The organism is Campylobacter sp. CFSAN093227, assembly GCF_012897855.1.
In the GTDB taxonomy this organism is placed as follows: Bacteria; Campylobacterota; Campylobacteria; order Campylobacterales; family Campylobacteraceae; genus Campylobacter_D; species Campylobacter_D jejuni.
This window is the reverse complement of the sequence record NZ_CP040610.1, coordinates 1,755,292-1,765,888: the sequence shown is the minus strand read 5'-3', so window position 1 is coordinate 1,765,888 and position 10,597 is coordinate 1,755,292. Positions and strand designations below refer to the sequence as shown.

The window sequence follows — 10,597 nt, the reverse complement described above, 5'->3', positions numbered from 1 at the left end:
TTAATTTTTCAAATAAAAATAAAAATATTCAAACACTCGGAAAATCCGAGCGTAAAATTATTTTGGCGTGCCTGTGTATTTGAATTTATAATCTACTTTAAAAGGTTCAAACCACTTACCCACACCTGTTTCTTCATCAACATGGCGTCCAAAACCTTGTTTTTCTGGATTTGAGATATAAAAAGTAAGTTCATAATTTCCTACGCCAAAGCCACCTTTTTTATCTTTTTCCATAGCAATATTTGCACCATAGTGAGGACCATCATCAGCCACCATAGGCATCAAAGTTCCACGTTTAATTGCACCTGTGTCGGTATTTTTAAGTTCATAAGCTATAGTTAAATAAGGCATCCAAAAACCTTCTGGAAAACCATTTGGATTGTTTTTAAGTGCGTGAATGTCAGCTTCTAGGTGAATATCTGCTAAAGATGCAGCTAAATCAATACCTCTTGGCTCCATTTCAATAGGTTGTAAATAAACAGCGGCTATTTCCATGCCATTAAGTTCTTTTGGATCGCCGATCGGCACTTCGCCTGCAAATAAATTTGTACTAATAACCGCAGCTGCAGCAACTACTGATAAAACTTTTTTTATCATGATTTTACTCCTTTTTTTGAAATTTGTTTTGTTATTAAAATGCCAATAATTAGCATGATCAAAACTATAAATTGAGGGATTAAAGTTTCATAGTAAGGATAAATTCCAAGCCATAAAATCGGTTCAAAATTCATAGGTATAAGACTAGGAATGATGACTTTTCCTTCTATGAGTTCGGCTATGCCTTTGCCTGTAAAAACAAAAACCATGTAAAAAATAATGTAAGAAGTGATATAGAAAAATTGTTTTACAGGTATGCGAATGGCTCCTGCTTTTAAAAGAAAATATAAAACAATAAGTATTAAAATTCCAAGTCCAAGTCCGCCAAAAACAGCACCAAAATCAGTGCTTGTTTTAGCATCAAAAAGCAAGGCTTGATAAAAAAGCACAGTTTCTGCACCTTCTCTATAAACAGCTAAAAATACGGTAATCCAAAGGGTTTTTGCGCTATTATTTGATATAGCATCTATAGCACCTTGTTTGATAAAGCTTGTCCATTTTTTATTTTGTGCGTTTGAAAGTAGCCAAAAGCCCACATAAAAGAGTAGTAATACGGCTATAAGCATGGTAATACCTTCTATAAGCTCTCTACTTTGACCTGCATTTTCTTTAAATAGCCAAGAAACTCCAAAAGCGGTAATAAAACTTAAAATCACTCCTGTAAAAAGAGCACTATAGGCGATATTTAGACGATTTTTGTTGCCACTTTGCACAAGATAAGAAACAATGGCTACAATGATAATCAAAGCTTCCAAGCCTTCACGCAAAATAATACCTAAAGCCCATATAAACAGCGAATAAGGAGTAGAATCTTGAATTTTATCCACGCTGCTGGCTATGAGTTGTTCTAAGTCATTAAAAGTAGCTTCAAGCTCTTTTTTATCTGCACTTGCTTTAATCAGTGCCATGCCTTTGGAAAATAAACTTTCTATTTTAAGTTTTAAGCCACTATCTACAGCACCGATTTTATTTTCCATACCGCTTGCTTCAAAAATATCTAGATAAATTCCTTGTAAATCATCTACCATAGAAGTGCTAAAGCCATCATAATTTTTTAAAATTTCATCTAAAGCAAGTTTGATATCATTAGAAACTTTGGCATAATCTTTGCCTTTTGTTTCATCATTAAAGCCTGAAATTTGCAAACTTGAAAGTTCTGAATTTGGAATTTGTAAGAAAACATCAAAAATTTGTTCTTCTATGTTATCTAAGCCATCTCTTAAGCCTTTTTCATCTATTTTTGCATCGTTGATTTGGCGTATAAGGGTGCGTATGGCTTGTTGAATTTTTTGATCGTTTCCTGCTTTGGTAAATTTATTTACTAAAATTTCTACTTTGGTATTGCGATAATCACTAAATAAGGCATCATTTAAAAAATCTTTACTAGTTTGGTAGTTTTTTTCTTTAAAAGCATTAGCTGCCTGTGAAAATTTGGTAGAGATATTATCTAGTATAAATTGCAATCTTACGTCCATTGCAGCGGCAGCTTGTAAATCAGTGCTTGCATTATCATCTATAAGTTTGCTTGTATCATTATTTACAGGTATAGGAGCTTGGGTGGTTAAAGAGCTTTGTGCTAAATCTTTTTTATCTACACCCATCATTTGTGCGATTAAAGCTTCTGCATCAGCTTCGCGTTTGGCATTGGCTTCTAGGCTTGATTTTTCAGCTCTAGCCTTATCATAGTTTATATCGCTTGCTTCTGCTTTTAAACGATATCCATTTTGTAAAATCGGAGCTACTTCATCAAGATCATAATAAAGACTATCAATTAAAGCATTAATTTGTGTCAAAGGAGCTTCATCTTTATACATGCGACGCAAATTTACAAATTTACGCTCCATAGTGATAGCTTTTCTTCCTATGTTTCTTCCTATTGAGCCTTCCATATTTTCAAAATGTTGAAAATACGCATCTTCGCTAAGCTTTTTGGCGCCTAGATTATCGCCCTTTTTATAAGTTTCTATGCTTTGTTTTAGCATATCTTTGATAAGATTTGCTTCATTAATATAATCATCTACCCTAGCAAAAGCTGAGCTTGATAAAAAAATACTTATAATTAAAAATATAATTTTAAAAATTTTCATTATCATTATCCTTGATTTTTGATAAAAATAATATTTATTATCAAAATAAATAATGGCTAGTATAATACTAAAAATCTTAAATAGAACTAAAAAATAAGCTTTTATGTTGATAATATTTTTTTATTAAATTATAAAATGTATTTTAATAAATATTTAAATATATTTTATTTTTGTGATTTAATATGGGTTGTTTTTAAGTATCGCAAGGTCTTCTTCTAAGCTATGGACTTTGGGATATTGTTTTTGTGTTTTTTAATTTTTCCTTTTTTCGATGTTTTAAAAGCTTAATAAAAATCAAAAAATCATTTATTGCGTATTCTTTAAGGAGATATAGCTATAGTATATTTTAGACTAAGCAGATATATCCAAAAGTTTATCTTTTTTATTGGTATTTGTGTTTGTAGAATTGCTATTGTCTTTATTTGCTTCTTCTTTCTCAGCCTTAGCTTCTACTTTTTCTTTTTTCCTTGAAATTTTAAAGTTGAAGTTATGCTAATTCTTTTGCTTTCAAAATTTGTATCTATTATCCCCCTGCAAGGCGTGTTAAGTAACATTAGCAAGCTCCTGATTTCTCATTTAAAATTATAATTTTAGATTATATTAAAAATTGTATAAAATAAGATAAAACTTAAATTTATTGAAGTAAAATTTTATCTATTTCATTTGCTTCTAAAAGTATCAACCATTTATATTTTGCTTATTGTTTCATAGTGTAAAAATTTTTAAAATAGGATTTTATCTTAAAAATTTATGATTTTTAATTTCAGATATTGGCTTCCTTGAAAAATTTTAAAAAGTTTAGTAAAAAATATTAAGTTTTAAAAATATCATCCGATTTAAATAAAGTCTTAAGACTCAATCTAAAAGGAGGATGATATGGTTTCAGATGTTTCTATGGGTAATGCTAATTTAATGACTGCTGTTAATACTTCAGTTTTGAAAAAATCTATGGACACAAACGAGGCATTGATGAATGAACTCATCGAAGGTATGGAAGGTGTCTCTCAAGCCTCCGCTCCACAAGTTTCTAGCTCTAGTGGTTTGGATATTTACGCTTAAATATCTTAAGAACAAGCTTAAGAACTTTTTGGTATCTTGGGCTTGTTTTTTTAAATAATTATTTCTTTAGTATTTTTTCGTTATAATTTTGCCATTTTATTTATCGTATTAAATTTTTTATAATATTTATTTAGGAGCAAGGATGCAAATGATAAAGAAGATGGTTTTAAGTGAAACTTTCCCTGGTATTTTGCTTATATTTTTTACATTTTTAGCTTTATTATGTAAAAATTCTTCTTTAAGTGTTATTTATACAGATTTTTTTCATGCTAATTTTACAGTAGGATTTGATCATTTTCAAATTTCAAAATCGTTGGATTTATGGATAAATGATGGTTTGATAGCTATATTTTTTCTATGTATAGGGCTTGAGTTAAAATATGAAATTTTACGCGGACAGCTTAAAAATATAAGAGCTGTATCTTTACCTATATTTGGAGCTTTGGGGGGTATGATTACTCCTGCTTTAATTTTTGCTGCTATTAATTATTCCCATGATTTTGCTATGAAAGGTTGGGCAATACCTACAGCAACCGATATAGCTTTTGCAGTGGGTATTTTGATGCTTTTAGGAAATAAAATTCCTACAAGTTTAAAGCTTTTTTTACTTTCTTTAGCTATTTTTGATGATTTGGGTGCTATTGTTATTATTGCTTTATTTTATACAGATCAGCTTTCAGCTTTGGCGATTATTATTTGTTTGTTTTGTATATTTGCTCTGCTTTTGTTAAATTATTATCACATCACCCATCTTTCTTTGTATGTGTTAGTAGGTGTTGTATTGTGGATAGCTATGCTTAAAAGTGGAGTACATGCGACTTTGGCTGGTGTGATCATTTCTTTGTTTATACCTCTTGATACAAAAAATAAAAAACCTTATTTACATGAAGTTCTTAAGGATTTAAATCCTTGGGTAGTTTATTTTATTTTACCTTTATTTGCTTTTGCCAATGCTGGAATTGATATTAGAGATATGCATCTTGGTTCAGTATTTTCTCCTGTAAGTCTTGGGATTATTTTAGGACTATTTTTAGGAAAACAATTAGGTGTTTTCACTTTTTGTTTTATTGCTATCAAACTTAAACTTGCAAAATTACCTGAAAATATTAAATATGGAAAATTTTATGGTATATGTATTTTAACAGGCATCGGTTTTACGATGAGCTTGTTTATTGATGGTTTGGCTTATAAAAATAGTGATATTTTTGAATATGCGGATAAACTTGCTATTTTAGTAGCTAGTTTTTTAAGTGCCATTGTTGGTTTTATTTATCTTAAGATTGTTAAATGAATAATATAGTACATAAATTAAAAACTTTAGTTTTAAATGAGGCTTTTGGCGGCGTTTTACTTATAGTTTGTACTTTGCTTGCTTTGCTTGTGCAAAATGGATCTTTTAGCGAACATTATCGAGAATTTCTAAATTTAAAAGTCGGATTTAGCGTAGGTGAATTTGAGCTTAATAAGCCTTTTTTACTTTGGATAAATGATGGGCTTATATCTATATTTTTCTTTGCTATAGGGCTTGAGCTTAAGAAGGAATTTTTGCACGGGGATTTTAAAAATCCTAAAAATATTGTTTTACCTTTTATGGCTGCTTTAGGCGGTATACTTATACCTGCGATGTTGTTTGCTTTGGTAAATATAGGAGATGCTTATACTTTAAAAGGTTGGGCTATACCTACAGCCACAGATACAGCGTTTGCCTTAGCGATTTTAATGATGTGTGGCAAGCACATTCCATCAAGTTTAAAAATTTTCTTACTTTCTTTGGCTATTTTTGATGATGTGGGTGCTATTTTAATTATAGCTATTTTTTATACGACAAAATTATCAATAGTTGCTTTTGTCGTTGCAGGACTTGCTATTTTGGTAATGCTTATTTTAAATCTTTTAGGGATAACAAGAAAGTCTTTTTATTTTATTTGCTCAGTTATTCTTTGGATTAGTGTTTTAAAAAGTGGAGTACATGCAACTTTAGCTGGAATTGTAACAGCATTTTTTATACCGATGCAAACTAAAAATGGGGAAGCATTTTTAGAAGAAATTTATGAAAGCTTAAAATTTTGGATTGCTTTTATTATTTTACCTTTATTTGCTTTTGCTAACGCTGGAGTAAATTTATCCAATATCGATATAGGAGCAATTTTTTCAGGTGTAAGTATAGGTATTTTCTTAGGGCTTTTTGTGGGTAAACAAGTGGGTGTATTTTTATTTTCTTATTTGGCAATCCGCTTTAAATTTGCAGCTTTGCCCCAAGGTTCAAATTTGAAACAACTTTATGGGGTTTGCATACTTACAGGAATTGGTTTTACAATGAGTTTGTTTATTGATGGATTGGCGTATGAAGTTAGTGATATTTTTAATTATGCAGATAACTTAGCTATTCTTATAGCCTCATTTTGTTCTGGGATTTGGGGTTTTATTTATCTTAAATTCTTTACTACTCGATCTTAAGGGGATTGATGAGGCATATTTTTTTTATTATTACGATTATATTTTTTATAAGTGGATGTAGTTTTTATCAGAATCTAAACTATCGTCCTAGTTACAACACAAATAAAGAAGCAAGGCTCAAGGTTATTGCAAATGAATGGAAAAAAACCCCTTATGTTTTAGGTGGAACTAGTAAAAAAGGTGCTGATTGTTCAGGATTTACACAGAGCGCATTAGCTCAGCTTAATATACGCATACCTCGCACTACAAAAACTCAATTAGGTTCTGGAAGAAAAGTTTCTAAATCAAAATTGCAAACAGGAGATTTGGTATTTTTTAAGACAGGTAGAGGGCCAAATGGTATGCATGTTGGTATTTATATGAGCAAGGGAAAATTTATACATTTATCTACTAAAGGTGGAGTAAAAGAAGTCGAGCTAAATAGTTCTTATTGGAAGGCTCGTTATATAGGAGCAAGAAGGTATTAAAGTGAAAATAGGTGTATTTGATAGCGGGGTAGGGGGGCTTAGCGTTTTAAAATCTCTTTATGAAGCTAGACTTTTTGATGAAATTATCTATTATGGAGATACCGCAAGAGTTCCTTATGGAGTAAAAGATAAAGATACTATTATAAAGTTCTGTCTTGAAGCATTGGAATTTTTTGAACAATTTCAAATTGATATGCTTATCATTGCATGTAATACTGCTAGTGCTTATACTTTAGATGCTTTAAGGACAAAAGCACATTTTCCAGTATATGGTGTAATTGATGCAGGGGTTGAAGCAACGATAAAAGCTTTGCATGATAAAAATAAAGAAATTTTAGTCATTGCAACAAAAGCAACCATTAAATCAGAAGAATACCAAAAGCGTTTATTATCCCAAGGATATACAAATATAAATGCTTTAGCTACAGGGCTTTTTGTGCCTATGGTTGAAGAAGGTATTTTTGAAGGAGATTTTTTGCAAAGTGCTATGGAGTATTATTTTAAAAATATCACAACTCCAGATGCTTTGATACTCGCTTGCACTCATTTCCCTTTACTAGGTCGTTCTTTAAGTAAGTATTTTGGTGATAAAACAAAATTAATTCATTCAGGAGATGCTATAGTTGAATTTCTTAAAGAAAGAGAAAATATAGATTTGAAAAATCATAAAGCAAAATTACATTTTTATGCTTCAAGCGATGTTGAATCTTTAAAAAATACTGCTAAAATTTGGCTAAATTTATAAGGAAATAAAATGATAGAATTGAAAAAACCAGATGAAATAGAAAAATTAAGAATAGCAAATCAAATTGTAGCAAAAACTTTAAATTTTTTAGAGAATGAAATTAAAATAGGAATGAGCTTAAAACAAATCGATAAAATGGCAGAAGATTATATTTTAAGCCTTGGCGCCAAGCCATCATTTAAGGGACTTTATGGTTTTCCAGGTGCCATTTGTACATCTTTAAATCAAGTTTGCATCCATGGAATTCCAGATGATAAAATTATCAAAGAGGGTGATATTTTAGGTCTTGATGTGGGAAGTTTGATTGATGGGTATTATGGGGATGCAGCAAGAACTATTGCTATAGGAGAAGTTTCACCCACTGATAAAGCTTTAATCTCTTGTGCTAAAGACGCGTTATATCATGCTATAGATATTATTCGTGATGGAATGCGTTTTAAGGAACTTTCAGCTGCTTTAGGCGAATTTATCCATGTAAGAGGTTTTGTCCCGCTTCGTGGATATTGCGGGCATGGTATAGGACGAAAGCCCCATGGAGAGCCTGAAATTTTAAACTATTTAGAAAAAGGTGCGAGTGCAAAAAGTGGCCCTAAAATTAAAAATGGAATGGTGTTTTGCATAGAGCCTATGATATGCCAAAAAGATGGAACACCAAAGCATTATAATGGAAAATGGGATGCTGGAAGTATTGATGGGCTGAATGCGGCTCATTATGAACATTGTGTTGCTGTGATTAATGGGCGTGCTGAAATTCTTTCTATGATATGATATTAAATTATAAAAATAATATTTTTTTCTTAAAATCCTAAAAATTTAAAATTTTTTAAATAATATTGTAGTAATATTCTTTAATAATTTAAGTTGCTAAATGATATTTTTATAGCAGTTTAAGTGTTATTAGAATAAAATGTCACATCTTATTAAACTAAAACATAAATATGGTTTAGATAATTTAATAAAAATTATTAAATTATCTAAATATTTATTTTAGTTTAAAGAGATCTTTTAAGATCTCGTTTGGGTTAGGCTATTTCCCTCCCCCTTTTTATTCGTAGCCTAACTCTCTTTTAGAGTTTGGAAAATCTCTTTAAGCTAAAACATATTATATTTGCTTAAAGAGAACAAACGATTACTATTCTTATTTAAATAAATTTTTAAAATCCATTGTAGAGTTATAAATTCCAGCATTATCCATAGTTTCGCCCATGGTAATTGCGGTTGATAATTCTGATAGAATGATTTTTATTTCATCTCTTTTATCTTGTATATAGGCCAATACACCTTCGTAATTACTTGTTTGAAGAATTAAAAGTGGATTAGCAATTTCAAATTCAAAAAGTTTTTTACCAACATAAACATTGAAAATATTTCCAAAAAGAGCTGTTCCCATGAAAGAGCAGTTTTGTATAAGTTGTGACGCTGTGGCATCAAGAGTTCTTTTTTGCATATCATCTGAATTTTCATCTATTCTTTCTAGAATGCTTTTTTCTATTTTTTTTAAAGACATATCAAGCACTTGAAGTGCTCCTATAAAATCATTTGCATCATTGATTTGAGAGCAAATTTGATTTGCTTTAAATTCATTCACGCCCTGAATTTCACCTAAGTGTTTTTTAAATATATCTAAATCACTTTTCATTGTTTACCTTTCAAAAATATTGCTAAATATTTAAAAAGCAAAAAGTGTTCCTAAATTAGGATAAGTTAGAATTTACCCAAAAAACAATCTCATTGCCAATTTTATTCAAGGCTTTTTGAAAAGCATTATAGGTAGAGCGGATATCTTTTTTTTCTATTTTTTCTTTAGTATTGAAAATTTTATGAGCTATTATTTGATTGTTTTCAAGATTTATGAAATTTACACTTACAGAAATTTGAGCATAGTTTTCATTGTTATTAAGAATTTGCTCAAAAGAGTTAATCCTGCTTTCAAGAGCATAATCCGCACTTAAAGAGCTTGTTGAAGAAAGCAAGGTTGTAAAAATATTGCTTTGTTCAAATTTTGACAAAATTAAAAAAGAATAAAGATTGCTTGGTAAATCTCCCCAGAAATAATGTGCGTATTTGTTGCTAAAACCATTATCTATATAAATAATAGCCCGCGAGTTTAAATACAAAGGTGCATTTGCATTGCGAATTTTAAGAATTTTACCAGTTTTTTTAAAAAAAATATTTGAGTCTATTCCTTCATCTTTTAATATGATATTTTCATTTTTGTTGATGGTTTCGTGTCTTAAAGAGCATCCGCATAATATAAAAATAAAAGTCAAAATATAGAATAATTGCTTTAGCATTATTTTTCTCCTGGTCCTAGTTTAGGTTTGGTTTCTTTAAAAATCAAATCAGCAGGGCTGTTTTGTAAATTTTCTATTAGAATATTGCTTTCAATTAAAACTCGTTTAAAAAGCTCTAAATTTTGAATCAAAGATGCTTTAATATCATCATAAGTGTTTAATTTTTCATCAGCTTTTTTTATGAAATTTTTTAAAATCATTGTGCTTTCTTTTATGTCTTTAAGACTGGAGTTGAAATTTTGCGCACTAAGGCTTATATTATCAGCCATTTTTCCTATTTTTAAACTTGCGTTTGAAAGATTAAGGCTTAAATTTTTAGAATTAGCGTTTAAATTTGCACTTAGTTCTGCTAGATTTTGCAAAAGGATTTCTAGATTTTTAAGATTTTTTTCGCTTAAAAGTTCTTTTGATTTATCATCGGCCGTTTTAACCAAAGAAAAAATATGTTCACTTTGTCTGTCTATGGTCGCTAAAAAACTTTCTTTAAAAGGAATGACCGGAAGTTTTCCGTGGATAGATACTAGATCTTTGCTATTTTTACTTCCGCCTTGAAGTTGGACAAATTTAAGTCCTGTAATACCTTGAAGTTGCAAAGTAGCAAAAGTATCTTCTTTTATAGGGGTGTTATTTTTAACCTTAATGCGTATGTTAACGCCGAGTTCATCTTGATTATAAATGCCAATTTCTTCTACACTACCTACTTCCACGCCCAAAAGCCTTACGGGTGCTTTTACGCCAAGTCCTGCAACGGATTCTTGTGTGTGAATTTCATAATACTTAAAACTTTCTTCTTTAGAGTATCCACCAAGCCAAAGTATGAAACCAAGGCTTGCAAAAAATACTCCAAAAACAAAAAGTCCTACAAAAAAATAATTTGCTCTATTTTCCACT

11 protein-coding genes and 1 pseudogene are annotated in these 10,597 nt (G+C 30.1%); 6 read left to right on the top strand and 6 right to left on the bottom strand.

What is annotated here, in order from left to right; translation table 11 throughout:
- Nucleotides 1-57: 57 nt before the first annotated feature.
- From FBF06_RS09145 to FBF06_RS09915, 3 genes and pseudogenes are all read right to left on the bottom strand, one after another.
- Nucleotides 58-597 (bottom strand): iron transporter, encoded by a 540-nt coding sequence (locus tag FBF06_RS09145; protein ID WP_002778842.1) that lies wholly within the window; start codon nt 595-597, stop codon nt 58-60.
- Nucleotides 594-2,684: an FTR1 family protein gene (locus tag FBF06_RS09140; protein WP_038401918.1), complete on the bottom strand. Its 2,091-nt coding sequence runs from the start codon at nt 2,682-2,684 to the stop codon at nt 594-596. Before FBF06_RS09140 ends, FBF06_RS09145 begins: the two co-directional genes overlap by 4 nt.
- A 351-nt stretch (nt 2,685-3,035) precedes the next feature.
- Nucleotides 3,036-3,238, bottom strand: a pseudogene (locus FBF06_RS09915) (hypothetical protein).
- 322 nt (nt 3,239-3,560) lie between these two features.
- Here FBF06_RS09915 and FBF06_RS09130 point away from each other — a divergent pair.
- The 6 genes from FBF06_RS09130 to map all read left to right on the top strand — a co-directional run bounded on the left by FBF06_RS09130 (nt 3,561) and on the right by map (nt 8,180).
- Complete coding sequence (locus FBF06_RS09130; RefSeq protein ID WP_002856010.1) at nt 3,561-3,743, top strand: YjfB family protein; 183 nt, start codon at nt 3,561-3,563, stop codon at nt 3,741-3,743.
- 142 nt (nt 3,744-3,885) lie between these two features.
- On the top strand, nt 3,886-5,034 hold the full coding sequence (nhaA, locus tag FBF06_RS09125) for a Na+/H+ antiporter NhaA (RefSeq protein ID WP_025398631.1): 1,149 nt from the start codon (nt 3,886-3,888) through the stop codon (nt 5,032-5,034).
- Entirely contained in the window at nt 5,031-6,200 is a 1,170-nt protein-coding gene (gene nhaA / locus FBF06_RS09120; RefSeq protein WP_002868282.1) for a Na+/H+ antiporter NhaA, read from the top strand. The genes nhaA (FBF06_RS09125) and nhaA (FBF06_RS09120) overlap by 4 nt, the downstream gene beginning before the upstream one ends.
- 8 nt (nt 6,201-6,208) lie before the next feature.
- The gene (locus tag FBF06_RS09115) at nt 6,209-6,667 is read left to right on the top strand and encodes a C40 family peptidase (RefSeq protein ID WP_002826385.1); all 459 of its coding nucleotides are present in this window, start codon (nt 6,209-6,211) and stop codon (nt 6,665-6,667) included.
- A gap of 1 nt (nt 6,668) precedes the next feature.
- Nucleotides 6,669-7,412 (top strand): glutamate racemase, encoded by a 744-nt coding sequence (gene murI, locus FBF06_RS09110; protein WP_002868283.1) that lies wholly within the window; start codon nt 6,669-6,671, stop codon nt 7,410-7,412.
- Nucleotides 7,413-7,421: 9 nt separating this feature from the next.
- On the top strand, nt 7,422-8,180 hold the full coding sequence (map, locus tag FBF06_RS09105; protein WP_168977634.1) for a type I methionyl aminopeptidase: 759 nt from the start codon (nt 7,422-7,424) through the stop codon (nt 8,178-8,180).
- A gap of 370 nt (nt 8,181-8,550) precedes the next feature.
- Here the strand turns inward: map and FBF06_RS09100 are convergent, their stop codons facing one another.
- Genes FBF06_RS09100 through FBF06_RS09090 form a run of 3 tightly spaced genes read right to left on the bottom strand, consistent with a single transcriptional unit; the run spans nt 8,551 to nt 10,596 of the window.
- Complete coding sequence (locus FBF06_RS09100; protein ID WP_002851413.1) at nt 8,551-9,051, bottom strand: flagellar FLiS export co-chaperone; 501 nt, start codon at nt 9,049-9,051, stop codon at nt 8,551-8,553.
- 55 nt (nt 9,052-9,106) lie between these two features.
- Nucleotides 9,107-9,706 (bottom strand): ABC-type transport auxiliary lipoprotein family protein, encoded by a 600-nt coding sequence (locus FBF06_RS09095; RefSeq protein ID WP_002867543.1) that lies wholly within the window; start codon nt 9,704-9,706, stop codon nt 9,107-9,109.
- A complete protein-coding gene (locus tag FBF06_RS09090; protein ID WP_002860094.1) occupies nt 9,706-10,596 on the bottom strand; it encodes an MlaD family protein in 891 nt (296 codons plus the stop codon). The genes FBF06_RS09095 and FBF06_RS09090 overlap by 1 nt, the downstream gene beginning before the upstream one ends.
- Nucleotide 10,597: the final 1 nt, after the last annotated feature.